The 24,883-nt window shown below is 72.9% G+C and carries 20 protein-coding genes; 7 read left to right on the forward strand and 13 right to left on the reverse strand.

Annotated features, from left to right (window positions below; all coding sequences use genetic code 11):
• Positions 1-6 precede the first annotated feature (6 nt).
• Positions 7-1,695 (forward strand): glycoside hydrolase family 13 protein, encoded by a 1,689-nt coding sequence (locus ACGFSH_RS03895; RefSeq protein ID WP_393344676.1) that lies wholly within the window; start codon positions 7-9, stop codon positions 1,693-1,695.
• A 133-nt stretch (positions 1,696-1,828) separates the two neighbouring features.
• Here ACGFSH_RS03895 and ACGFSH_RS03900 read toward each other — a convergent pair whose 3' ends face one another.
• On the reverse strand, positions 1,829-2,503 hold the full coding sequence (locus tag ACGFSH_RS03900) for a class I SAM-dependent methyltransferase (protein WP_393344677.1): 675 nt from the start codon (positions 2,501-2,503) through the stop codon (positions 1,829-1,831).
• Positions 2,500-3,165 carry a hypothetical protein gene (locus ACGFSH_RS03905; protein ID WP_393344679.1) on the reverse strand — a complete coding sequence of 222 codons (666 nt, stop codon included), beginning with the start codon at positions 3,163-3,165 and terminating at the stop codon, positions 2,500-2,502. Before ACGFSH_RS03905 ends, ACGFSH_RS03900 begins: the two co-directional genes overlap by 4 nt.
• A 148-nt stretch (positions 3,166-3,313) precedes the next feature.
• Between ACGFSH_RS03905 and ACGFSH_RS03910 the strand changes: the two genes are divergently transcribed.
• The 4 genes from ACGFSH_RS03910 (at position 3,314) to ACGFSH_RS03925 (ending at position 12,386) form a co-directional block, all read left to right on the forward strand.
• On the forward strand, positions 3,314-4,699 hold the full coding sequence (locus ACGFSH_RS03910) for an alpha-amylase family protein (RefSeq protein WP_393344681.1): 1,386 nt from the start codon (positions 3,314-3,316) through the stop codon (positions 4,697-4,699).
• Positions 4,700-4,842: 143 nt separating this feature from the next.
• Positions 4,843-10,248 (forward strand): pullulanase-type alpha-1,6-glucosidase, encoded by a 5,406-nt coding sequence (gene pulA / locus ACGFSH_RS03915; RefSeq protein WP_393345474.1) that lies wholly within the window; start codon positions 4,843-4,845, stop codon positions 10,246-10,248.
• Positions 10,249-10,320: 72 nt separating this feature from the next.
• Complete coding sequence (locus tag ACGFSH_RS03920) at positions 10,321-11,979, forward strand: SpoIIE family protein phosphatase (protein ID WP_393344683.1); 1,659 nt, start codon at positions 10,321-10,323, stop codon at positions 11,977-11,979.
• Between the two features lie 41 nt (positions 11,980-12,020).
• Positions 12,021-12,386 carry a 5-carboxymethyl-2-hydroxymuconate Delta-isomerase gene (locus tag ACGFSH_RS03925; RefSeq protein ID WP_393344685.1) on the forward strand — a complete coding sequence of 122 codons (366 nt, stop codon included), beginning with the start codon at positions 12,021-12,023 and terminating at the stop codon, positions 12,384-12,386.
• Positions 12,387-12,390: 4 nt separating this feature from the next.
• Here the strand turns inward: ACGFSH_RS03925 and ACGFSH_RS03930 are convergent, their stop codons facing one another.
• The 3 genes from ACGFSH_RS03930 to ACGFSH_RS03940 form a co-directional block, all read right to left on the reverse strand.
• Positions 12,391-13,080, reverse strand: coding sequence for a TetR/AcrR family transcriptional regulator (locus tag ACGFSH_RS03930; protein WP_393344686.1), 690 nt, complete (start codon positions 13,078-13,080; stop codon positions 12,391-12,393).
• Between the two features lie 131 nt (positions 13,081-13,211).
• Complete coding sequence (locus ACGFSH_RS03935; protein ID WP_393344687.1) at positions 13,212-15,140, reverse strand: hypothetical protein; 1,929 nt, start codon at positions 15,138-15,140, stop codon at positions 13,212-13,214.
• Between the two features lie 146 nt (positions 15,141-15,286).
• Entirely contained in the window at positions 15,287-15,790 is a 504-nt protein-coding gene (locus ACGFSH_RS03940; protein WP_393344689.1) for a tetratricopeptide repeat protein, read from the reverse strand.
• A 101-nt stretch (positions 15,791-15,891) separates the two neighbouring features.
• Between ACGFSH_RS03940 and ACGFSH_RS03945 the strand changes: the two genes are divergently transcribed.
• Positions 15,892-16,305, forward strand: coding sequence for a hypothetical protein (locus ACGFSH_RS03945; RefSeq protein ID WP_393344691.1), 414 nt, complete (start codon positions 15,892-15,894; stop codon positions 16,303-16,305).
• A gap of 85 nt (positions 16,306-16,390) precedes the next feature.
• On the opposite strand, the gene ACGFSH_RS03950 is transcribed toward ACGFSH_RS03945, so the two are convergent.
• The 8 genes from ACGFSH_RS03950 to ACGFSH_RS03985 all read right to left on the reverse strand — a co-directional run bounded on the left by ACGFSH_RS03950 (position 16,391) and on the right by ACGFSH_RS03985 (position 23,914).
• On the reverse strand, positions 16,391-17,983 hold the full coding sequence (locus ACGFSH_RS03950; protein WP_393344693.1) for a DUF1996 domain-containing protein: 1,593 nt from the start codon (positions 17,981-17,983) through the stop codon (positions 16,391-16,393).
• Between the two features lie 176 nt (positions 17,984-18,159).
• Positions 18,160-18,816 (reverse strand): response regulator, encoded by a 657-nt coding sequence (locus tag ACGFSH_RS03955; RefSeq protein WP_393344695.1) that lies wholly within the window; start codon positions 18,814-18,816, stop codon positions 18,160-18,162.
• On the reverse strand, positions 18,801-20,081 hold the full coding sequence (locus tag ACGFSH_RS03960; RefSeq protein WP_393344697.1) for a sensor histidine kinase: 1,281 nt from the start codon (positions 20,079-20,081) through the stop codon (positions 18,801-18,803). Before ACGFSH_RS03960 ends, ACGFSH_RS03955 begins: the two co-directional genes overlap by 16 nt.
• Positions 20,082-20,133: 52 nt before the next feature.
• On the reverse strand, positions 20,134-21,180 hold the full coding sequence (locus ACGFSH_RS03965; protein WP_393344699.1) for an NAD-dependent epimerase/dehydratase family protein: 1,047 nt from the start codon (positions 21,178-21,180) through the stop codon (positions 20,134-20,136).
• 66 nt (positions 21,181-21,246) lie between these two features.
• Complete coding sequence (locus ACGFSH_RS03970; RefSeq protein ID WP_393344701.1) at positions 21,247-21,834, reverse strand: winged helix-turn-helix domain-containing protein; 588 nt, start codon at positions 21,832-21,834, stop codon at positions 21,247-21,249.
• Positions 21,835-21,950: 116 nt separating this feature from the next.
• Positions 21,951-22,073 carry a hypothetical protein gene (locus tag ACGFSH_RS03975; protein WP_393344703.1) on the reverse strand — a complete coding sequence of 41 codons (123 nt, stop codon included), beginning with the start codon at positions 22,071-22,073 and terminating at the stop codon, positions 21,951-21,953.
• A gap of 143 nt (positions 22,074-22,216) precedes the next feature.
• Positions 22,217-23,248, reverse strand: coding sequence for a glutamine synthetase (gene glnII / locus ACGFSH_RS03980; protein ID WP_393344705.1), 1,032 nt, complete (start codon positions 23,246-23,248; stop codon positions 22,217-22,219).
• 132 nt (positions 23,249-23,380) lie between these two features.
• A complete protein-coding gene (locus ACGFSH_RS03985; protein ID WP_393344707.1) occupies positions 23,381-23,914 on the reverse strand; it encodes a MarR family winged helix-turn-helix transcriptional regulator in 534 nt (177 codons plus the stop codon).
• Positions 23,915-23,998: 84 nt separating this feature from the next.
• Here ACGFSH_RS03985 and ACGFSH_RS03990 point away from each other — a divergent pair, with 84 nt between their 5' ends.
• Complete coding sequence (locus ACGFSH_RS03990) at positions 23,999-24,880, forward strand: alpha/beta fold hydrolase (RefSeq protein WP_393344708.1); 882 nt, start codon at positions 23,999-24,001, stop codon at positions 24,878-24,880.
• The last annotated feature ends 3 nt before the right edge of the window (positions 24,881-24,883 follow it).

The following is a 24,883-nucleotide window of genomic DNA, read 5'->3' on the forward strand; positions in this document are numbered from 1 at the left end:
GACGCCATGAGCCAGCAGCCCGCAGCCCCGGCCCCCGCCCCCACCTCGGCCGTCGTCACCGTCGCCAAGCCCCGCGACTGGTGGCGGGACGCGGTGATCTACCAGGTGTACCCCCGCAGCTTCGCCGACAGCGACGGCGACGGCATGGGAGACCTGGAAGGCGTCCGCTCCCGCCTTCCGTACCTGCGCGATCTCGGCGTGGACGCCGTGTGGCTCAGCCCCTTCTACGCCTCCCCGCAGGCCGACGCCGGCTACGACGTCGCCGACTACCGCGCGGTGGACCCGATGTTCGGCAACCTGCTCGACGCCGACGCCCTGATCCGCGACGCCCACGAGCTGAGCCTGCGCGTCATCGTGGACCTGGTGCCCAACCACTCCTCCGACCAGCACGAGTGGTTCAAGCGGGCGCTCGCGGAAGGCCCCGGCTCGTCCCTGCGCGACCGCTACCACTTCCGCCCCGGCAAGGGCGAGAACGGCGAACTCCCGCCCAACGACTGGGAGTCCATCTTCGGCGGCCCCGCGTGGACCCGCGTCACCGAGCCGGACGGCACCCCCGGCGAGTGGTACCTGCACCTCTTCGCCCCCGAACAGCCCGACTTCAACTGGAACCACCCGGCCGTCGGCGACGAGTTCCGCTCCATCCTGCGCTTCTGGCTGGACATGGGCGTCGACGGATTCCGCATCGACGTGGCCCACGGCCTGGTCAAGGCCGAGGGCCTGCCCGACCTCGGCGCCCGCGACCAGCTGAAACTGCTGGGCAACGATGTCATGCCGTTCTTCGACCAGGACGGCGTCCACGAGATCTACCGCCAGTGGCGGCTCATCCTGGACGAGTACTCCGGCGAGCAGATCTTCGTCGCGGAGGCGTGGACCCCCACGATCGAGCGCACCGCGAACTACGTCCGCCCCGACGAGCTCCACCAGGCCTTCAACTTCCAGTACCTGAGCACCGCGTGGGACGCGGCCGAGCTGCGCGAGGTCATCGACCGCACCCTGGAGTCGATGCGCCCGGTCGGCGCCCCGGCCACCTGGGTCCTGTCCAACCACGACGTCACCCGCCACGCCACCCGGTTCGCCAACCCGCCCGGTCTCGGCACCCAGATCCGCACCGCCGGCGACCGCGAGCTGGGCCTGCGCCGGGCCCGCGCGGCCTCGCTGCTGATGCTGGCGCTGCCCGGCTCCGCGTACGTCTACCAGGGCGAGGAACTCGGCCTGCCCGACGTCGTCGACCTGGCCGACGAGGTCCGCCAGGACCCGGCGTACTTCCGCGGCGCCGGCCAGGACGGCTTCCGCGACGGCTGCCGGGTGCCGATCCCGTGGACGCGCGAGGGCTCGTCCTACGGCTTCGGCGACGGCGGCAGCTGGCTCCCGCAGCCGGCCGGCTGGGGCGAGCTGAGCGTGGCGGCCCAGACGGGCGACCCCGGCTCGACCCTGGAGCTGTACCGCTCGGCCCTGCGCGTCCGCCGTGCCCTCCCCGACCTGGGCGCGGGCGACTCGGTGGAGTGGCTGAAGGCCCCCGAGGGCGTTCTCGCCCTGCGGCGCGGGGAGTTCGTGTGCGTCGCGAACACGACGGGCGAGTCGGTGACGACCCCGGCGTACGGGCGCGTGCTGCTCGCGAGCGGCGAGGTGACCGAGACGGACGCCGGCGAGGCGAAGCTGCCGGCCGACACGACGGTCTGGTTCACGACCGCGTGAAGGGTGGGACCGCGGGCCCGGCCGGACGACCTGACCGCCCGCATCGCGTGACCGCGTGACCGCCTGAACTCCGAGGCCCGTCGCCCCTCCCCGGGCGGCGGGCCTTCGGCGTGGGCGCGCGCCCGCGCACCGGTCACGCGTCGCGTCGCGCCAGGAGGTAGGTGCGCCGGCTCGGATGCTCGGCCCCGGGGTGCGGTTCCCGGTCCAGGCGCGCGGTGAGCGCCAGGCCGGCCCGGGCCAGGGCCGCCGTCTCCCCGGCCGGGTCGAGGTATCGGAAGGTCAGGTCGACGCGGCGGCCCCACCACCGGTCGAGGTGGGCGGCCTGCCCGGCACGCAGGTCCGGATCGCCGGTGTGGAAGGCGACGAGCACGGGGGCGCCGGGGCGCAGCACGCGGGCGAACTCGGCGTAGGCGGCGGCCCGTCCGGCCTCGTCGAGGTGGATCACCGCGTACAGGCACAGGACGCCGCCCAGGGTGCCGGGGCGGATCGGCAGGGCGCGCATGTCCGCCGCGAGGAACGGCAGACCGGTCCTGTGTCGCGCCACGGCGCACATCGCCGGGGACAGGTCCACTCCGAGCGGCCGCACGTCGTGCAGGGCGGCCAGACGGGCCGTCGCATGGCCCGGACCGCAGCCGACGTCCGCGACCGGGCCGCCGGCGGCCAGTTCGGCGAAGGCGTCCAGCAGGGCGCGGTCGAGGGGCTTGCCGTCGAGTTCGTCACCGATCTCGCGGGCGTAGCGCTCGGCCACCGCGTCGTAGCTGCTCCGCGTCGTCAGGGGTGTCCCGGCGTCCGGGTCGTCCGTCGTCATGCCCGGCCGCGCTCGGGGCGGAGCAGGACCTCGGACCCGACCGGGACGAACCCGGCGGCGAGGAAGGCCCGCAGGGAGCGGGCGTTGCCCGGGGCGACCGCCGCGAAGACGGGCTCGCCCCGCGGGACCAGCGTCAGCGCGTCGCCCAGCAGCGATCTGCCCCGTCCGGGTGCGCCGCCCTCGGGGCGGTGCAGTTCGACGCTCACCTCGGTGCGGCCGGCGAGGCCCGCCGCGAGGGTGACCAGCCCGCGCTCGTCGCCGAACACCCGGACGTCCACGCGTAGTTCACGGGCGAAGCGCACCCGTGGGTGGCCGTCGGCACCGGCGAGCGGACGCAGCCGGGCGGGACCGCCGGCGCCACGGGCCGCCAGGGTGGCGTCGACGACGCCGATCCAGCCTCCGGGCCCGGCCAGGGCGCGCAGGAAGTCCGGGGACAGGGAGCCGCCGAACCCGTCGGGGCGGTGGGCGCGCACCCGCTCGGCGGGCATTGCGGTGGCGACGACGGCGTGGCCGGTGAAGGCGACCGAGCACTCCAGTCCGCCGGTCAGGGCGGGCAGGACCGTGACGCCGCCGTCGGCCGGCGGGAAGCGCCCTTCGGCGGTGTCGAGGAGGCGCCCGAGCAGCGGGTGCGGGACGGCCGGGCCGCCGGTGTCGGTGGTCACCGGGGGATTCAACCAGGGTCCGCCCGCGACTTCTTGCAGATCCTTCACACCGGCCTCTGCACTTTTCGGCCGCGGGACCTTAACATCACGCCACTGCAAGGTTTCTGAAAGATTGCAGCAAGAGCCTTCAAAGACGAAGGAACCCCACATGTCGCACAGCAGACCCCTTACGGGCGCTCTCGCCCTGGCCGCCGCCCTGGCCGCGGTCGTCGTCCCCGGCGCTTCCCCCGCCTCCGCCGCCCCACCCGGCGTCAAGGACGTCACCGCCGTCCTCTTCGAGTGGAACTTCGCCTCCGTCGCCAGGGAGTGCACGAACACCCTCGGTCCCGCGGGCTACGGATACGTGCAGGTCTCCCCGCCCGCCGAGCACATACAGGGCTCGCAGTGGTGGACGTCGTACCAGCCCGTCAGCTATCGGATCGCCGGGCGGCTCGGCGACCGCACGGCGTTCCGGAACATGGTGAACGCCTGCCACGCGGCGGGCGTGAAGGTCGTCGCCGACAGCGTGATCAACCACATGGCGGCGGGCAGCGGCACCGGGACCGGCGGCTCGGCGTACACGAAGTACGACTACCCGGGCCTGTACTCCTCCTACGACTTCGACGACTGCACCTCGCAGATCTCGAACTACGCGGACCGCTGGAACGTCCAGCACTGCGAACTCGTCGGGCTGGCCGACCTCGACACCGGCGAGGACTACGTCCGCAAGACCATCGCCGGCTATCTGAACGACCTGCTCGGCCTGGGCGTCGACGGCTTCCGCATCGACGCGGCCAAGCACATCGCCGCCGCCGACCTCGCGAACATCAAGTCGCGGCTGACGAACCCGGGCGTGTACTGGAAGCAGGAGGTCATCTACGGCAGCGGGGAGGCCGTCCAGCCCACCGAGTACACCGGCAACGGCGACGTCCAGGAGTTCCGCTACGCCTACGACCTCAAGCGGGTCTTCAACAACGAGAACCTCGCCTACCTGAAGAACTACGGCGAGGGCTGGGGTTACATGAGCGGCTCGGTCGCGGGCGTCTTCGTCGACAACCACGACACCGAGCGCAACGGCTCCACCCTGAACTACAAGGACGGCTCCACCTACACGCTCGCCAACGTCTTCATGCTCGCCCACCCCTACGGCGCACCGGACGTCAACTCCGGCTACGAGTGGTCGAACGCCGACGCGGGACCGCCCGGCGGCGGTGCTGTCAACGCCTGCTGGCAGGACGGCTGGAAGTGCCAGCACGCCTGGCCGGAGATCAAGTCGATGGTCGGCTTCCACAACGCCACGCGCGGGCAAGGGCTTTCGAACTGGTGGGACGACGGCAACGACGCCATCGCCTTCGGCCGCGGCAGCAAGGGCTTCGTCGCCATCAACCACGAGACCTCCGCCCTGAGCCGGACGTTCAGCACCTCCCTGGCCGCGGGAACGTACTGCGACGTCCAGAACAACACGAGCGTCACGGTGAACGGCTCGGGCCAGTTCACGGCGACGCTGGGCGCCGGCACGGCCCTCGCGATCTACGCGGGCAAGTCCAGCTGCTGAAACCCCTTTCCGCATGTTGCAAGACTCTTGCTGCAACCCTTGCGTGAGCGATACGGTCACGCGGGCGTTCGGCATCGTGGCCGAAACGCGCGCGGGGTCGGACCCGAGTACGCCGTAATCGCTAGGAGTTCACAACCGTGGACCTGATACCGAGAGGGCAGGCGGGCCGCTTCGGCCGCCTCCGGCTGCGCGCAGCCGTCCTCGCCGCCGCACTGGCCGTATCGCTTGCGCAACCCCTCGTGGCGCGGGCTCAGACCCCGCCCGCACCGCCGTCGGACGCCCGGCTCGCCGCCGAGCCGTCCCGGCACGACTCCACCCGTGAGCAGTTCTACTTCGTCATGCCGGACCGTTTCGCCAACGGCGACGCGTCCAACGACAAGGGCGGGCTGACCGGCTCGCGGCTGTCGACCGGTTACGACCCCACCGACAAGGGGTTCTACCAGGGCGGCGACCTCAAGGGCCTGACGAAGCGGCTCGACTACATCAAGGGCCTCGGCACCACCGCCATCTGGATGGCGCCGATCTTCAAGAACCAGCCCGTCCAGGGCGCCGGCAAGGACGCCTCGGCCGGCTACCACGGTTACTGGATCACCGACTTCACCAAGGTCGACCCGCACTTCGGCACCGACAAGGACCTGGAGACCCTGATCTCCAAGGCCCACGCCAAGGGCATGAAGGTCTTCTTCGACGTCATCACCAACCACACGGCCGACGTCGTCGACTACGCGGAGAAGTCCTACGGCTATCTCTCCAAGGGCGCGTTCCCGTATCTGACGAAGGACGGCCGCCCCTTCGACGACGCGGACTACGCCGACGGCGCCAAGCCCTTCCCGCCGGTCGGCGCCGGCTCCTTCCCCCGCACGCCGGCCGTCCCGGCCGCGAAGAAGAACGCCAAGGTGCCGTCCTGGCTCAACGACCCCACGATGTACCACAACCGGGGCGACTCCACCTACGCGGGCGAGTCCGCGAACTACGGCGACTTCTCCGGACTCGACGACCTGTGGACCGAGCGTCCCGAGGTCGTCAGCGGCATGGAGAAGATCTACGAGAAGTGGGTCCGCGACTTCGGGATCGACGGCTTCCGGATCGACACCGTCAAGCACGTGAACATGGAGTTCTGGACGCAGTGGGCGACCGCCCTCGACGCGTACGCGGCCCGGCACGGGCGCAAGGACTTCTTCATGTTCGGCGAGGTCTACTCCGCCGACACGTCCGTCACGTCCCCCTACGTCACCCGCGGCCGCCTCGACTCCACCCTCGACTTCCCCTTCCAGGACGCGGCCCGCCAGTACGCCTCCCAGGGCGGCAGCGCGAAGAAGCTCGCCTCCGTCTTCGCCGACGACTACAAGTACACGACCGACAAGGCCAACGCCTACGAACAGGTCACCTTCCTCGGCAACCACGACATGGGCCGCTTCGGCTACTTCCTGGACCAGGACAACCCGAAGGCCTCCGACGCCGAACTCCTCGCCAAGGACCGGCTCGCCAACGAGCTGATGTTCCTCAGCCGCGGCAACCCCGTCGTCTACTACGGTGACGAGCAGGGCTTCGCCGGATCCGGCGGCGACAAGGACGCCCGCCAGACGATGTTCGCCTCGAAGGTCGCCGACTACCTCGACGACGACGAGATCGGCACCGCCCGCACCCACGCGAGCGACGCCTACGACACCTCCGCCCCGCTCTACCGGCAGATCGCGGCCCTCGCCGCGCTCCGCAGGGCCAACCCCGCCCTCGCCGACGGCGTCCAGACCGAGCGCCACGCGGACGACGGCCCCGGCGTCTACGCCTTCTCCCGCAACGGGACCGGCAAGGACGCCACCGAGTACGTCGTCGCCTTCAACAACGCCGGCACGGCGAAGCAGGCGACGTTCGCGACCGGTTCGGCGAACACCGCGTTCCACGGGATCCACGGCACGAAGAACACCGTCACCTCCGGCGCCGACCGGAAGATCACGGTGAGCGTGCCCGCGAACTCGGCCGTCGTCCTCAAGGCCGACCGCCGGCCGGCCGTCCCCGCGGCCCGGCCGACGATCACCCTGCACGCCCCCGCGGCGGGCGCCACCGGCACCGTCGAACTCGGCGCGGACGTCGGGGGCGGACAGCTCGCGCGCGTCGTCTTCGCGGCCCAGGCCGGCACCGGGAAGTGGCAGATCCTCGGCTCCGCCGACCACGCCCCCTACCGGGTCACCCAGACCATCGGCGCCGGCGTGCCGCCCGGTACGCCCCTGCGCTACAAGGCCGTCGTCGTGGACCGGGCGGGCCGCACCTCCGCCGCCACCGCCGCCTCCACCACCGGCACGCCGCCCGCCGAGGAGATCCCCACCGCGTCCTCGCGCGACTATGCGGTCGTCCACTACAAGCGCACCGACGGCGACTACGACGACTGGGGCCTGTACGCCTGGGGCGACCTCGCCGACGGCGAGGCGACCACCTGGCCCGCCAGTCACCCGTTCGCGGGCCGCGACGCGTACGGCGCCTTCGCCTACGTCAAGCTGAAGCCGGGCGCGTCGAGCGTCGGCTTCCTCGTCATCGACAAGGAAGGGAACAAGGACGTCGCCGCCGACCGCACCGTCGACGTCGGCAAGACCGGCGAGGTCTGGATCGAGCAGGGCAAGGAGGCGGTCGTCACGCAGCGGCCGGACTATCCCGCCCAGGACACCGCGAAGGCCGTCCTGCACTACCACCGCGCCGACGGCGACTACGACGGCTGGGGCCTGCACGTCTGGACGGGCGCCGCGAACCCCACCGAGTGGTCCAAGCCGCTCCCGCCGGCCCGGACCGACGCCTACGGCGCGGTCTTCGAGGTGCCCCTCGCCGCCGGCGCCACCAGCCTGAGCTATATCGTCCACAAGGGCGACGACAAGGACCTCGCCGCCGACCGGTCGCTGGACCTCACCGCGAACGGCCACGAGGTGTGGCTGCTGAACGGACAGGAGAAGTACCTGCTCCCGCAGCCGGCCGGATCCGCCGCGGCCCTCGACCTCACCGCCTCCAAGGCGGTCTGGATCGACCGGGACACCGTGGCCTGGAACGGCGCGGAGGGAGCCGCCTCCACCCAGCTGCTCTACAGCCGCACGGGTGCGATCACCGTGAAGGACGGCAGGCTCACCGGCGACGCCGGATGGCTGCGGCTCACGAAGAGCGCGCTCACCGACGCCCAGAAGGCGAAGTACCCCCACCTGAAGGACTACACCGCCTGGTCCGTCGACCCGCGTGACCGCGGCCGGGTGCGCGAGGCGCTGACCGGCCAGGTCGTCGCCACCCAGCGCACCGTCCAGGGCGCCGTCCTGGCCGCGACCGGCGTGCAGACCGCGGGCGTGCTGGACGACCTGTACGCGGCCGCCGCCTCGGCGAAGCTCGGCCCGGTCTTCCGCGACGGCCGCCCCACTCTCTCCGTGTGGGCCCCGACGGCGCAGAACGTCGCCCTGGAGCTCGACGGCTCCACGGTCGCCATGCGCCGCGACGACGCCACCGGCGTCTGGTCCGTCACCGGCCCGAAGAGCTGGAAGAACAAGCCCTACCGGTACGCCGTGACGGTGTGGGCGCCCACCGTGCGCCAGGTCGTCGTCAACAAGGTGACCGACCCCTACTCGCTCGCCCTGACCGCCGACTCCGCGCGCAGCCTCGTCGTCGACCTGGACGATCCGGCCCTGGCCCCCGGCGGCTGGTCGAAGCTCGCCAAGCCGAAGGCCGTCCCGCTGCGCGACGCCCGCATCCAGGAACTGCACGTCCGGGACTTCTCCGTCGCCGACCCGACCGTCCCGGCCAAGGACCGGGGCGGCTACCTCGCCTTCACCGACCGCGGCGGCGACGGCTCGAAGCACCTGCGTGAGCTGGCGGCGGCGGGCACCTCGTACGTCCACCTGCTGCCCGTCTTCGACATCGCCACCATCGCCGAGAGGAAGGCCGACCAGGCCGTACCCGCCTGCGACCTCGCCTCCTACCCGGCGGCCTCCGAGAAGCAGCAGGAGTGCGTGTCCGCGACCGCCGCGAAGGACGCCTACAACTGGGGCTACGACCCCTACCACTACACCGTCCCCGAGGGCTCCTACGCCGGCGACCCCGACGGCACGGCCCGCACCGTCGAGTTCCGCAGAATGGTCCAGGCGCTCAACGGCGACGGACTGCGCGTCGTCATGGACGTCGTCTACAACCACACGGCGGCGAGCGGCCAGGCGCCGACCAGCGTCCTGGACCGGATCGTCCCCGGCTACTACCAGCGGCTCCTCGCCGACGGGTCCGTCGCCACCAGCACCTGTTGCGCCAACACGGCCACCGAGAACGCCATGATGGGCAAGCTCGTCGTCGACTCGGTCGTCACCTGGGCCCGGCAGTACAAGGTCGACGGCTTCCGCTTCGACCTCATGGGCCACCACCCGAAGGCCAACATCCTGGCCGTGCGCAAGGCCCTGGACGCCCTGACCCCCGCCCGGGACGGCGTCGACGGCAAGAAGATCATCCTGTACGGGGAGGGCTGGAACTTCGGTGAGGTCGCCGACGACGCCCGCTTCGTGCAGGCCACGCAGAAGAACATGGCGGGAACCGGCGTCGCCACCTTCTCCGACCGGGCGCGCGACGCCGTCCGCGGCGGCGGCCCCTTCGACGAGGACCCCGGCGTGCAGGGCTTCGCCTCCGGCCTCTACACCGACCCCAACTCCTCGACCGCCAACGGCACCCCGGCACAGCAGAAGGCCCGGCTCCTGCACTACCAGGACCTCCTCAAGGTCGGCCTGACCGGAAACCTCGCCGACTATCGCTTCACCGACACCGACGGCAAGGAGGTGACCGGCGCCGACGTCGACTACAACGGCGCCCCGGCCGGCTACGCGAAGGCGCCCGGCGACGCCCTCGCCTACGTCGACGCCCACGACAACGAGTCGCTGTTCGACGCCCTGGCCTACAAGCTCCCGGCCGGCGCCTCCGCCGACGACCGCTCCCGCATGCAGGTCCTCGCCATGGCCACCGCCGCGCTCTCCCAGGGCCCGGCCCTGTCACAGGCCGGCAGCGACCTGCTCCGCTCCAAGTCCCTCGACCGCAACTCCTTCGACAGCGGCGACTGGTTCAACGCCATCCACTGGAACTGCGCCGACGGCAACGGCTTCGGCCGCGGACTGCCCCCGGCCGCCGACAACGCCGCCAAGTGGCCCTACGCCAGGCCCCTGCTGGACACCGTCCGGGTGGGCTGCCCGCAGATCACCGCCGCCTCGGCCGCCTACCGCGACCTGCTGCGCATCCGGACGACGGAGAAGGCGTTCTCCCTCGAAACGGCCGCGCAGGTGCAGTCGGCGCTCTCCTTCCCGCTGTCCGGCGAAAAGGAGACCCCCGGCGTCGTCACCATGCGCCTGGGCGACCTGGTCGTCGTGTTCAACGCGACGCCCGACGCCCAGCGGCAGACCGTCGCCGCGCTCGCCGGGACCGACTACCGGCTGCACCCGGTGCAGGCGTCCGGCGCGGACCCGGCCGTGCGCACCGCCTCCTACACCGCGCAGTCGGGCACGTTCACCGTCCCGGCCCGCACCGTGGCGGTGTTCACCCGCACGACGCACTAGACACCCGCACTACCGTGGTGGAGCAGGCCTCGAACCCGGCCTGCTCCATCCGGCGAGTCCGAGGCTGACCTGATGAACGTCGACGGCACACGGACAGACACGACGGTGCTCGTCGTGGACCACACGGCCGCGGGCCGCTTCGCCCTGCGGACCGTGCTGCGCCGCGCCGGCCACCAGGTCGTCGCCGTCGGCACCGGCCACGAGGCGCTCGCCGAACTGGACGTGCGGGCGCGCCGGGGCGGACTGCCCGACATCGCCCTCGTCGACGTGGACCTGCCGGACATGAGCGGCTTCGAACTGCGCCGCCGGATCAAGGCCAGACCGCACATGGCCGGAGTGCCCGTCGTGCACTTCTCGACCGCCGGGAAGTCCACGGCCGGGAAGGATCCGGACGACCCCGGCGACCCGGCGGAGGAACCGGACGCGGGCGGCGAGCCCCGTCTGACCCTGCCCGCCCCGCCCGGCGAGATCGACGCGGCGGTCCGCGCGGCGGTGCGCGCCGCGCGGCTGCGGGCCGACGACCAGGCGGCGGCACGGCGGCTGACCCTGCTGTCGGAGGCCGTCGTGGCCATCCAGTCGGCCCGCTCCCCGCAGGAACTCGCCGACGCGGCGGCCGAGGGCGCCGCCCGGCTCACCGGCGCGCCCGCCGCCGTCTTCGTCCTCGGGCCGGACGACGAGCTGTACCGCGGCGCGCCCCGCGGCGCCACCCCGCTCGCGCTGCCGGACCCGGACGCCCACCGCGCCCTCGTCACGCTGCTGCGGCGTCTCACCCACGGGCAGGCGGGGGTGCGGATCACCACCGCCTCCGCGCCGCTGTGGCCGGCCGGTTTCTCCCGCCCCGACACGCGGCACGACGCCCGCCTCGTCCTCATCCCCACCCAGGACGGCCGGGGCGCGGTCTGTGTGGCCACCCCGACCCGCGCGGCGCGCCGGGTGGAGCCCGCGCGCGAGTCCCTGCTGGCCCGGCTCGCCCAGGCCACCGCGCTCGCCGCCGAGCCGCTGCTGATGTACTGGGCCGAGCGGCACGTGGCCCTCACCCTGCAGCACAGCTTCCTGCCCCGGCCGCACAAGCTGCCCGAACTGCCCGGCGTCGACGTCGCCGTCCGGTACGTGCCCGCCTCCCACGAGACCGAGATCGGCGGCGACTTCTACGCCGCCCTGCGCACCGGGGACGGCGTGCTGGCCGTCGTCGGCGACGTCGTGGGGCACTCGCTGGAGGCGGCCACCGTGATGGTCGAGATCCGGCACGCGCTGCGCGCCTACTGCGTCGACGAGAGCGACCCGGCCGTGCTCGCCGAACGCCTCGACCGGATGCTCCGCCTCTACCACCCCGGGGTCACCGCCACCGTCTGCCTGGTCCTGCTCGACCCGGACACCGGCCGCGCCCGGGTCGCCAACGCGGGCCACATCCCGCCACTGATCGTGCGGGACGGCCGCAGCGCCGACTACGTGAAGGCGGCCGGCCCGCTGCTCGGCCCCGGCCTGCCCCACCCGCCGCCCACCGAACTGTTCCTGGAGCCCGCCGACCGGCTCCTCATGGTCACCGACGGACTGATCGAGACGCGGGGCATCGACCTGGCGGTGTCGATGGAGCAGCTGCGCGCGGCGGCCACCGGCGCCATGCCGGGCCTGGACGCCCTGTGCGACACGCTGCTGAGCTGCTTCGGCCACGACCGCGACGACGACGTCGCGATGCTGGCCCTGAGACTGGCGCCCCGTACCCCGTCGTGACGTCCTAAAGTGGGCCCGGTCTTTCTAGAACTGGAGTGCCCATGCCGCAGATCACCGTCGAAGTCTCCTCCGGGCTCGACCACGTCGACTGGCGCGCGTTCGCGCTCGAACTGCACCCCGTCGTCGTGGAGACGGCGGCCGCCGGACTGGAGGCGTGCAAGACGCGGGTCCTGCGCACCGAGGCGGACGTCGTCGGAGCCGTCGCGGCGGACGGCGACGCAGGCCCGGCGATCGTCAATCTCACGATCGCCCTGCTGGCCGGCCGGACCGACGAGACCAAGGCCCGGCTCACCGAAGCCGCCCTGGAACTGCTGCGCAAGCACATCGCGCCGGCCGACGGCGTGAGCCTGCACGTGTCCGCCGAGGTGCGCGACCTCGACCCGTCGTACCGCAAGTTCGAGGCCTGAGCGCTCAGGACGCGAGGGCGATCAGCCGGGTGGCCAGGTCGCCGAAGGGGCCGTCCGCGGGCTCGCCGCCCAGCACCGGCCGCAGCAGGGTGCGCAGCTCGTCGTCGTAGGCCGCGCTGACGGCGGTCAGCGCGGCGAAGTCGTGCACGAGCTGGCGTTCCAGCTCCTCGCGCGGGATGCGCCGCCCGTCCAGCCAGATCAGCGCGGTCGATTCGGAGAGCGAGATCCAGGAGCGGACGACCAGTTCCAGCCGCGGCGGCGGATCGGTGACGCCCAGATGCGACAGGATCTGCTCGTAGGCGATCTGGCGCACCGAGTCGACGAGCGCGTTCGTCGTCGACGAGCCGACCGCCGGACCGCCGCGCATCAGGGCGGAGAAGCCGGGTCCGTGGGCGTCGACGAAGTCGAAGAACCGGTGCATCACGCGCAGCAGCCGGGCGCCCAGCGGCCCCTCGTGCGGCTCGGTGAAACGGCTCGCCAGATCTTCCGAGGCCCGCTTCAACGCGGCCTCGTACAGGCTGAGTTTGCCGGGGAAGTAGTGGTAGACGAGGGGGCGCGAGATGCCCGCGGCGGCGGCTATCTCGTCGATCGAGACCTCGTCCGGCGAACGCTGGGCGAACAGTTCGAGGGCGACGCCGATCAACTGCTGCCGACGCTCCTCGACTCCCATTCTGCGACGAACCCCGGTAGTCATGCGAACACCTTACCGATCGAATCCGGACTCGAACGGACCGGACCGCTCCGGGTGTTCCCCCTGATCCGCCGGGCCGGCCGGTCGCCCGGCCGGCCCGGGCCGCCCACCCGGGAACGGGCGCGAGCGGACCGTCAGCGCAGTCCGCTGATCGGCCGCCCGTTCTTCGACTCGCCTTCCAGACCGGCCTGCGCGCCCTGCTTCGCCGCCAGCGTCAGCAGGTTCCCCCGCCCCGAGCCGCGCACCCCGCCGGTCGCGCGCACGGACTCCGTGTCCTTGTCGCCGGCCGCCAGGAGGTACCAGTGGCCGCCCTTGGACTTCCACAGCACCCCGGCCAGCACATGCGGATCGCGCGGACCGCACGCCGGCACGTCACCGGCCTTCGCCACGGCCGCCCCGAAGAGGCCGCCCGGCGTGTGGAACTGGGCCAGCACCCGGTTGCCGTCACCCCGCCACGTCTCGGCCCTGGTGCACACCCAGGACGCCGAACCGCTCCCGTCGGGCAGCGGCTGGCGCGCGTAACCCCACGCGTTGACCGTCCGGACGCCCTGCCCGCGCGCGTCGGCCAGCGAGCACGCGAACGGCGCCCACGTCCGCAGCGCCTGCGCGCCGCTCGCGTCCGCGGCCCCGGTCGGCCGCCCCGCGGTGAGCCGGGCGGGCACGAGCTCCCCGAGGTCGCTGAGCAGATGGCTTCCGGACGCGTCCGTCAGCTGGAGCACGTTCCACGTGGTGCACGCGGTGGTCCGGGTGGCCGGGCTGGCCAGCGGAGAGGTGATCCCGTCGGCCAGCGCCAGCTCCATCGTCCCGGCGCCCGGCTTCGACAGGTCCCGCTCGGCGGCCCCTGTCACCCACGGGGCCGTGAGATAGCGGACGTTGCCGTCGGCCCGGTCGAGCACCAGCGCGGCCGCCTCGGCGCCGGTCGCGCCGTCGACCCGCGCGAAGTCCAGGGCCGCGCCCGCCGTGCCGTCCCTGGGCTCCGCGTAGCGGGCGATGCGCAGTCCGTCGTAGAGGATCACCACGCGCGCGTTGGCGACCTCTCCGGCGTAGAGCAGCTGCGGCGGGCCGGCCGGGCCCCCGGTGGGCGTCTCGGGGGTCGCGGAGACCTGGACGGTCTCCCCGGGCCGGGCCCAGACGGCGAGCGCGCGGCGCAGCAGCGCGGTGTCGCGGACCAGCGCGCCGCGCGCGGGCCACACCGAGAAGTCGGTGCGGGCGGAGGTCCTCCAGACGGCCGGGGAGATCCGCACCAGCCGTCCGGGGTCGAGGGCGGCCTCGGCGGCCGGGTTGCGCGCGTACGCGGGAGCGGCCGCGCCGTCCGGCCCCCAGCCGTCGCCGGGCAGCGCCACCAGCGCGCCGCACACCGCGAGCGCGGCCGCCGCGGCGAGCGCTGCCCTGGTGTGCCGACGGCGGCGCATCAGATCGGTGGGCCGGGCCTGGAGGACGCAGGGGTCGAACTCGCCGGACTCGGCGAGCAGCGCGTACTGCGCCGCCGGCACCCCGGCGGCCTCCCGCAGGGCGGCCTCCGCCTTCTCGACGCCGGCCCCGGTCAGCACCTCGCGCACGTCGCCGTCGGGAAGCCGCTCCAGACCGCGCAGGACGTAGGCGGCCCGCGCCGGGCCGGACAGCGCGGCGAGCCGCTGGTCGAGGGCGAGTTCGTCGGCGCCGCCCGGCCGGGGGAACAGGCGCAGCCCCCACACCTGAGGGAACAGCGCCGGCAGCTGCGCCCGCCTGGTCAGGGAGCGCAGCGTCAGCGGACGTCCCGCCTCCAGCGCCGAGCGGACCACCTGGAGACGGACGTAGGCGTACCCGGGGTCGCCGTCGCGGCCGGTGGACTGGGCCGGGATGACGGGAGCGGACGCCCGGCCGCGCGGCAGGGCGCGCTGGACGAGGGCGTGCGCGGTCAGGACGCGCCGGCCGCGGCCGAGGCCGGGCGGCAGCACGAGATAGGCGAGCCGGACCAGACGCGGGTAGTGCTCGACGAGCGCTGCTTCGGCCTGCTCGGCGTCGACGGTCCGGTCGGCTGCGGATCGGGCTGCGGGGCGTGGGGCGACATCCTGTGGCTGCACGCCCACCAGAACGAGCGAGACGCGCGATAGGTCACCACCCGGCCGGGCCCGCCGCCCGCCCCGCCGGGCCCGCCGCCCGCCCCGCCGGGCCCGGCCGCCGGGGCGCAGGGCCGTCCCGGCGGGCCGGCGACGCGTCGCGGCGGCGGTCAGCCGGTGACGAGCGCGCGGGCGTAGTGGGCCATCGAGCGCTGGTAGCGCGGCAGATGGGGGGCCAGGGCGCCGAGCACCAGGGACAGGCCCTCGCGGTCCCGGCCGAGGCTCGACAGGCACAGGGCCAGCGTGGCGCGCACGGCGTCGTCCAGTTCGTCGGAGGGCGCCGTCAGTTCGGGGGTCAGCAGCTCGACGCCCTCCTGGGCGCGGCCGATGTTGCGCAGCGAGCTGGAGAGCTGGATCTTGGCGCGTCTGCCCTTGTAACCGCTGACGTCGCTCAGGCCGCGGGCGAGCGCCTCGCGGTAGAGCGGGGCCGCCCGGTCCGAGTGGCCGGTGGAGTCCCAGGCGCAGGCCCGCTCGAACAGTCCCAGCGGGCTGTCCCCGGGCAGTTCGGCGACGAGCGCGTCGATCAGCGCCCGGAAGTCCGCCGCCCTCGCCTCCGGGTAGTCGTCGAAAGAGGCCCAGGCGGCGCTCACGCGGTCTTCCCAGTCGTGGTTCACCGGCTCACCTTCGCACGCGTGTCTCCCGGCCTGCACCGGTATTTTGAGCGCACCGCGCGCGGGAGCCGTATCCAGGGCGAGGCTCTCGCTTGGAGGAACAGATGAAGATGACCCGACCGATGCTCGCGACGGCGGCCGCCGCTGCGGCGCTGCTGCTGGCGGGATGCTCTTCCGGCGGCTCCGGGAAGGCGCAGGCGTCCATCCCCGGCGTGGCGACCGGCAGCCTGGAGCAGCTGGCCGCCGAGGTGAAGTGCACCCCCGACATGCAGACCGACGCGGACGAGATCCGCCAGGCGATCTGCAAGAACCACGACGGCAAATTCATCCTCGCCACGTTCGCCACCGACCGCGGACTGCGCGAGTGGATCAACACGGCCAAGGACTACGGCGGCCACTACCTCGTCGGCCGCAAGTGGGTGGCCGTCGGCGAGGACGCCACGGTCGCCGCGCTGCGCACCACGCTCGGCGGGGACATCGAGGAGGGGACCGACCACTCCGCGCACTCGGGTCACTGACCGTCCGCCCGCGGTGCGGACGGCGAAGAGCCGGCGGTGGGATCTCCCACCGCCGGCTCTTCCGTGCGGTCACCGCGTCAGCGTGTCACTGGCAGCGCTGGCCGCGGTTGATGCAGCTGGCGATCTTGTTCGCCAGGTTGTTCTTGGTGATGCTGATGAAGTCGTCGTGGTCGGTGGACGGCTTGTGGAGCTGCTCCGGGAAGCCGTCGACCGCGTAGGCGTTCTTCACCTGTCCGTTCTGGACGACCGGCGCGGGAACGTCGTAGACGAGGCGCATCGTCAGCTGCGGGATCGCCTTGAAGCCGTTCTGGCAGTTGCCGTTGGCGTCGGCGAAGGCCACGTGCGAACGGTGGTTGGCGCTGTCGGCGTTCTTGCCGTCCCAGCAGCTCTGGAAGGCGAACGAGCGGACCACGCTGCTGCCCCGGGGGCAGATCGGGTACTGCTCGGTCAGCTGCACCTTGTTCTCGAAGCCGGTGCAGCTCCAGTGCGCGTTGGCGTTCGCCAGGCCGTTGGTGGTGGTCTTGGCGTCACCCGTGATGATCCGCAGGAACTGCGGCATCGCGACGACCTTGCTCTTCGGGCTGCCGACGTACTTGATCTCCGCCTGCTTGGCGGTCAGGATCTTGCCGACGTTGCCCTCCTTGCCACCGCCGTCCCGGTTCTGGTCGAACTCCTGGGTGCCGTTCTGCAGACGCAGCACCGGCCAGTAGTAGGACGACAGGTCGCTCTTGTTCGAGCAGCTGGTGCCACCCTGGAGGAACGTGTTGTTGCTGGAGAACGCGTTGATCTTCTGGTTGCCGACGTAGTCGTGCGTGTGGTGCGCGCCGTTGGTCACGCCCGGCGCCACGATCACGTTGTCGGTGTTGAAGTTCTTGTTCGCGTTCACGCCGCAGGAGGCGCTGAACGTGCCGTTCGAGGCACGGTTGTTCTTGCGGGGCTTGGCCTTGACGTTCGCCTGGACCTTCGTGATGTCGACGAAGTCTGAGGCGACGGGACCGTTGCCGCCCTGGCCGCCGTTGCCGCCCTGCTGCTGGCCGCCGTTGTTCTGGCCGCCGTTGTTCTGCTGACCGCCGTTGTTCTGGCCGCCGTTCTGCTGCTGGCCGCCGTTGCCGCCCTGCTGCTGGCCGCCGTTCTGCTGGCCGCCCTGCTGCTGGCCGCCGTTGTTCTGGCCGCCGTTCTGCTGACCGGCGTTCGTGTTGTTCGCCACCTGTGTGGTGCAGGCCGCGAGCTGGCTCAGCGAGTTGTCGAACTGGCCGCCCGAGCGCTGGATGTTGATGCGGATCCGGTCGATCGTCGCGCCCCGCTTCTCCTTGAGGGGGCCGACGATCGCGTTCTGCACGAAGCCGGGGTCACCGGCCTGGGCCTGGCGGGTGGAGGCGAGCCGGGCGTAGGCCTCGGTGATCTGCTTGTCGAGGTTGGCCAGCTCGCTCGCGACGCCCTGCTTGGCCCCGTTGGGCACGCTCGTCAGCTTCTGCCCCACGTCCGGGCAGGAGATGGTGGCGACCTGCACGGCCGCGTTGGCGGCCTTGGTCTCGTTCTGGCCCGAGCTGTTCGACTCGTGCGCCGAAGCGTAGAAGTTCGCCCAGATCAGCCCGCCCCCACCGAGCGCTAGGGCCGCCGATGCTGCCACGGCCTTCGTGGCCATCGACGAACGGCGTTTACGTGTGTTGCGTCCCATGGAACTCCTCTGACTTCCTTGCGGGGCAGCATCGAGGCGCCCGACAGGAGTGAAGCTGAAGCTGCTTCCTCCCTTACGCATCACGCCCCACAGGTGTTCAGCCCGCTCAGAAATTCATGAGAGCCCACAACGACAAAACCTCTCCAAAGCCCGCACAGTTAACCGCAGTTGACCACTCACAGACCGCGGTCCAGATAGGCCAGAACCGCCAGCACCCTGCGGTTGTCGTCGTCCGAGACCTCCAGGCCCAGCTTCACGAAGATGTTCGCGGTGTGTTTGGCGACGGCCCGCTCGGTGACCACCAGGCTGCCCGCGATAGCCCCGTTCGACCGGCCCTGCGCCATCAGCTCCAGCACCTCCCGTTCGCGCGGGGTGAGCCGGTCCACGGGCCCGCGGCCGTCGTTGGCCCGCCGGGCCAGCAACTGCTGGATCACCTGCGGGTCCATCGCCGTGCCGCCCGCGGCGACCCGCCGCACCGCGTCCACGAACTGCTCCGCGTCGAAGACCCGGTCCTTCAGCAGATAGCCGACCCCTCCGCTGCCGTCGGCGAGCAGTTCGCGCGCGTACAGCTGCTCGACGTGCTGGGAGAGCACGAGCACCGGAAGCCCCGGCTTCCTGCGGCGGGCCTCCAGCGCGCACTGGAGCCCCTCGTCCGTGTGCGTGGGCGGGAGCCGGACGTCGACCACGGCGACGTCCGGCTCCAGTTCGGCGAGGGCCCGCTCCAGTTCGGGCCCGGACTCGACGGCGGCGGCGATCTCGAAGTCGTAGGCCTCCAGCAGCCGGACGAGACCGTCCCGCAACAGGAAGAGGTCTTCGGCTAGGACAACACGCAAGGGATCTCCATGGTCACCATGGTGGGACCGCCGGCGGGCGAGCCGACGGCCAGGACACCGTCGAATGTACCGAGCCGCCGTTCGAGTCCGGTCAGGCCCGAGCCCGCCCCGATCACCGCGCCGCCCCTGCCGTTGTCGGTGACCGAGATCCGCAGACTGCCGTCCGAGTGCCGCACGTCGACCCAGATCCGGTCGGCGCCGGAGTGCTTGACCGCGTTGGTGAGCGCCTCGCTCACCGCGAAGTAGGCGGCCGACTCCACCGGCGCCTGCGCCCGGCCCGCGAGCTCCACCTCGACCTCCGTCGCGATGGGCAGCCGCAGCGCCAGGGCCCGCACCGCGTCGCCCAGTCCGCGCTCGGCCAGCACCGGCGGGTGGATGCCGCGCACCAGGTCGCGCAGTTCGCCGAGCGCCTCGGCGGAGGACCGGCGGGCCTGCGCGAGGAGTTCCTTGGCCTTCTCGGGGTTCTTGTCGACGAGCATCTCGACGGTTCCGAGGTCCATGCCCATCGCCACCAGCCGCGCCTGGGCGCCGTCGTGCAGATCGCGCTCGATGCGCCGCAGCTCGGCGGCGGACGAGTCGACGGCGTCCCGCCGGGTCTCGGTCAACACCCTTACGCGTTCGGCCAGTTCGGCCTGGCTGGGAGCGAGTACGGCCCGGGTGAGGCGGAAGTGGTTCGTCAGCAGTCGCGGGGTGTGGAAGTAGGCGAGCGTGAGGAGCACGCAGGCCAGGGCCGCCGCGCCGAAGGCCGACGTCTGGTCGGTGACCGGCACGAAGCCGTACCAGTAGGTGTCGCCGGTCGCGTTCCGGTAGACCCGCCACATCCCCGCCGCCAGGGCGAAGCCCTCCACCGCGTAGAGGACCAGCGCGGCCGGCAGCAGCGCGGTGAGGTATCCGGCCGTCATGTCGACCAGGAGCCACCGCAGATCACGCCAGGTCGCCGGGTCCCGGAGCATCGCTGCCGCGCGCACCCACGGCTTGGCGTCCCGCGGCACCGGCCGGTAGGCGGCGGGGATGCGTATGCCGCACCATTTCGCCGCGAGGGTCCGGCGCCGGCCGGCGAAGGACCGCACCCAGGTGAGCGCCCACGGTGTCGTGACCAGCCCGACCCCCACGACGGGGACGAGCGCGATCGAGACGACGGCGACCGTGTAGCACAGGATGGCCTCGGGCAGGCAGACCAGGGCCAGGACGAGGGACCGGCCGGAGGCGAGCGCGACCGCCCGGACCTGCGTGCCCATGCTGCCGCGTTGCGTGTTGGCGTTCATGGCGTCAGTCTCGCGGACCGCCGGGCGGCGGTCACTGGGCCGGGGTCCCCGCTCAGGGGGTGGTGCCAGATACACCCCCCGTGCCCGCGGCGCCGGCGCCCGCCGCGAGGACCCTCGCCTCGACCTGCGGGTCCAGCGTCCTGCGGGGCCGGTCCGGACGCTGCGGCGCGACACCGCCGATCGACGTCAGCCAGCTCCAGGTGTCGGCGACGGTCTCCCCGACCGGACGGCAGGACAGACCCGCCGCCACCGCCCGTGAGACGTCGGCCGCGTGCAGGGCGTCGTGCAGGTCGGTGCCCGGCGGCACCCACACGGGCAGCTCGGTCCACGGCTCGATGCCCGCGTCCAGCACGGTCCGCGGCGCCGTCCAGCGCAGTTCGGCGTCCGAGCCGGTGGCGCGCACGCACGCCTCCAGCAGTCCGCCCATCGTCGTGTGGCCCTGCGGGCTCATCAGGTTGTACGGCCCGCTCAGCTCCTGCTCGACGGCGCCCAGGATCCATTCGGCGAGGTCGCGGACGTCGACGTACTGCAGGGGCAGGTCGTGCGGGCCGGGCGCGAGGACCGGGCCGCCGCGGGCGATCCGGGTCAGCCACCAGGGCAGCCGGCCCACGTTCTCGTACGGCCCGAGGAGCAGCCCGGCCCGTACGAGGACGCTGTCGCGTTCGCCGAATCCGTCGAGGGCGGCCAGTTCGCCGCCGCGCTTGTCCCGCGCGTAGTCGCTCTGCCCGGCGTCGGGCGCGGCGTCCCCGACGACCGGCGCGTCCTCGGTGTAGCCGGCGGGCGGGGCCCACGCGTACACCGAGCAGCTGGACACGTACACGTACCGGCGGGCGCGGCCGCGCAGCAGCCGCGCCGCCTCGTGCACCGCGCGCGGGGCCGCCGACCAGGTGTCGACGACGGCGTCCCAGTCGCCTTCGCCGGGGGAGTCGAGCGCGGCCAGGCCGCCGGGCGCGGTCCGGTCGCCGGTCAGCGACCGGACGCCCGGGGCGGCGGCCTGCCGTCCCCGGTTGAGGACCGTCACGTCCCACCCGCGTCCGAGGGCCGCCTCCACGACGGCCCGTCCCGCGAACTCCGTTCCGCCCAGCACCAGAAGTCTCATGCCGGTGACTGTGCCCGCTGCACGGCCGGAAGCCAACCGCCCTCTGCCGTCGGCAGAGGGGGCGGGTCAGCGGGGGGTCGGCGGGGTGTACTTGTAGCCGACGCGGCGCACGGTCTGGATGGACTGGCGGTACTGGGCGCCCAGCTTGCGGCGCAGCCGGGCGATGTGGACGTCGACCGTACGGCCGTCGCCGACGTGGCCGTAGCCCCACACGGTGGTGACGAGCTGGTCGCGGGTGTGCACCCGGTTCGGGTGCGCCACGAGGTGCGCGAGCAGTTCGAACTCCAGGTAGGTGAGGTCGAGTCGGCGTCCGTCCACCTCGGCGGTGCGCTGCACGGTGTCGATCCGCACGAGCGGGCGTCCGGCGGGCCCGGCCTCGTCGGCCGCGGGCCGCTCCGGCACCGCCACGGGCGGGAACGGCGGCTGCTGGTCGGCGGGGACGAGCACCAGGTAGCCGACCATCGGCGGCCGGCCCGGCAGGGCGGGCAGGGTGTGCTGGGGGGCGGGCAGCCAGGTCGCGCCCGGCGGCAGGAAGTCCGCGACGTCGACCACCTCGTCCCGGTCGACGGCGCGCAGCCGGTGACGGGCGGCGCCGGCCGGGGCGGCGGTGGCGGGGAGGGCGGGAGCGGAGGAGAGGGTACGGGTGGTCGCCATGAGACGTCAGCTCTTTCGCGCGAGGAGTTCGTCGGGAAGGACGACGGCCGCGATGCGTGATCGGGCTCGTCGAGGACGTACGTCGTGCGCGCTGGCCGAAGGCCGGGTGAACGGCTTTAGAGGGCCCGCGCGTTCGTCGCGCGGCAACACACCCGGTCGAAGTCGTGGTGCTGACGGGAGGGCCAGAACGGCTCGAGGTCGAGGCGACCCGTCGCGGTGTTCTTCTGGTAGCCGGCCATGCCCCCATTGAAGCAGACGCCCGCCCGTCGCAGGAGTCTCCTCTCACAGCGTGGACGCGCCCCGGCACGGCGCCGGCCCCATGACGACGGCGAGGGGCGCCCGCCGGACCGTCGGCGGGCGCCCCTCGTGGGACGTGCGGGGATCAGACCTGGGCGGCCTTCTCCAGCGCGGTGCAGCAGGTGTCCACGATCAGCCGGGTCACCAGGTACGGGTCGACGTTGGCGTTCGGGCGGCGGTCCTCGATGTAGCCCTTGCCGTCCTTCTCGACCTGCCACGGGATGCGCACCGAGGCGCCGCGGTCGGAGACGCCGTAGGAGTACTCGTTCCACGGGGCGGTCTCGTGCAGACCGGTCAGACGGTCGTCGATGCCGGCGCCGTAGTTCTTGACGTGGTCGAGCGGCTTGGAGCCCTCGCCGAGCGACTCGCACGCGGTGATGATCGCGTCGTAGCCCTCGCGCATCGCCTTGGTGGAGAAGTTGGTGTGCGCGCCGGCGCCGTTCCAGTCGCCCTTGACCGGCTTGGGGTCGAGGGTCGCGGCGATGCCGAAGTCCTCGGCGGTGCGGTAGAGCAGCCAGCGGGCCACCCACAGCTGGTCGGAGACCTCCAGCGGGGCCAGCGGACCGACCTGGAACTCCCACTGGCCGGGCATGACCTCGGCGTTGATGCCGGAGATGCCGAGACCGGCGGCGAGGCAGTTGTCGAGGTGCGCCTCGACGACCTCGCGGCCGAAGATCTCGTCCGCGCCGACGCCGCAGTAGTAGCCGCCCTGCGGGGCGGGGAAGCCGCCCTTGGGGAAGCCGAGCGGGTAGCCGTCCTGGAAGAACGTGTACTCCTGCTCGATGCCGAAGATCGGCTCCTGGGCGGCGAACCGCTCGGCCACCTCGGCGAGCGCGGCACGGGTGTTGGACTCGTGCGGCGTCATGTCGATGTTGAGGACCTCGCACAGGACGAGGATGTCGTCGCCGCCGCGGACCGGGTCCGGGCAGGTGAAGACCGGCTTGAGGACACGGTCCGAGGCGTGGCCCTCGGCCTGGTTCGTGGAGGACCCGTCGAAGCCCCAGATCGGCAGCGCGTCGAGACCGGCGGGAGCGCCCTCGATGATCTTCGTCTTGGAACGGAGCTTCGCCGTCGGCTGGGTGCCGTCGATCCAGATGTACTCAGCCTTGAAGGTCACGGGCCACTTCCTTCGGGGTGTGTCTGACGCACGTGCGGGTGCTGCGGCGCTGCGGCACTGGGGCGCCGCCTGTTTGCCCGGAAGCTTGTCAACAGGCGATTTCCCGGTCATTGCTCGAATGTGAACCCCGTGTTACCTGGCGCTCGTGTGGCCGGCCTCACGCGACGAGGACGCCGCCGGGGGAGGGGCGGGCCGGGAGGGGGGCCGTCCGGGGCGTCGGTCCGCCTCGGCCGCGGCCCGGCGCACGCCCTCCAGGAAGCCGTGGATCGCGGCCCGCTGCCGCTCGTCGTATCCCTCCAGCAGGCCGCTCACGCGCGCGATGAGCGGACCGAAGAAGGCCCGGCCCAGCTCCACCGCGCGCTCGTCGACCTCGACGACGACCCGGCGGCGGTCCGCGGCGCCGCGCACCCGCCGCACGTGCCCCGCGCGCTCCAGCCGGTCGACGAGGGCCGTCGTGCCCGCCGAGTTCAGGCCGAGCGCGGCCCCGAGCCGCCCCGTCGTGGTCTCCTCGCCGGCCCGGCGCGCGTCCATGAGGACGATCAGCGCGCGCACGTCCGTCGGGTGCATCCCGTTGCGCTGCGCGAACCGGGCGCTGTGCAGCCCGAGTTCGACCGTCGCCGCGCGCAGCAGGTGCACGGTCTCCAGGTGCGGGTCGTCGGTCGGCATACGGCGGTGCTCCCTCGGCTATCATCTCGCTCGGCGAGTCTCTCGCTGGGCGAGATGATATCGGAAGGCAGGGGGCAGGGCTTCATGAACGCGTACGACGACGAGGCTTTCCAGGCGGCCTACGAAACCGTCATGGCCAGATGGCCGGCCGACCGCGAGGCCGTCCGAGTCCCCACCCCGTACGGCGCCGCGCACGTCAACGCCTGCGGCCCGCGCGACGCGCCCCCGGTGCTGCTCCTGCCCGGCGGCGGGGGAGCGACCTCGGCGTCCTGGTACGCCCAGGCGGCCGGCCTCGCGCGGGTGCGGCGGGTGTACGCCCTCGACCTCGTCGGGGCGGCGGGCCGCAGCACCGGCGACGGGGTGCGCACCCTCGCCGACCTCGACGCCTGGCTGGACGCGGTGCTCACCGGCCTCGGCGTCGACCGCGCGGACGTCGGCGGCCACTCCTACGGCGGCTGGCTCGCGCTCCGCCTCGCGCTGCGCGCCCCCGAGCGGGTGCGTCGCCTGTTCCTCCTCGACCCGACCCAGTGCTTCGCCGGGTTCGCGACGACGTACCTGCTGCGCGCCCTGCCGATGCTGCTGCGCCCCACCCCGCGCCGGGTGCGCGCCTTCCTGGAGTGGGAGACCGGCGGGGCGGGCCTGGACCCCGACTGCCTGCGGCTCCAGGAGGCGGCCGCGGGATTCCCGGCGCGACGCCCGGTCACCGGCCCGCGCCCGCGGCCCGAGGACCTGCGGGGGCTGGACGCGCCGGTCCTGCTGCTCGTGGCCGCGAACAGCAGGACCTCGCCGCGCCCCCGGCTCCTCCCGGGCGGGCCGGGCCCCCTCGCGCACGGGCCGGCGGCCCGTGCGGGGGCGGCGGTGCGCGATCTGGAGACGATCGTCGTCCCGGACGTCTCTCACCACGCGCTGCCGTCCGCCCTCCCCGAGGACGCGGGCCGCCGGCTCATCGCCTTCCTCGGCGGCTGAGCC

The sequence above is a fragment of the Streptomyces sp. NPDC048481 genome, assembly GCF_043200075.1.
Lineage (GTDB): Bacteria > Actinomycetota > Actinomycetes > Streptomycetales > Streptomycetaceae > Streptomyces.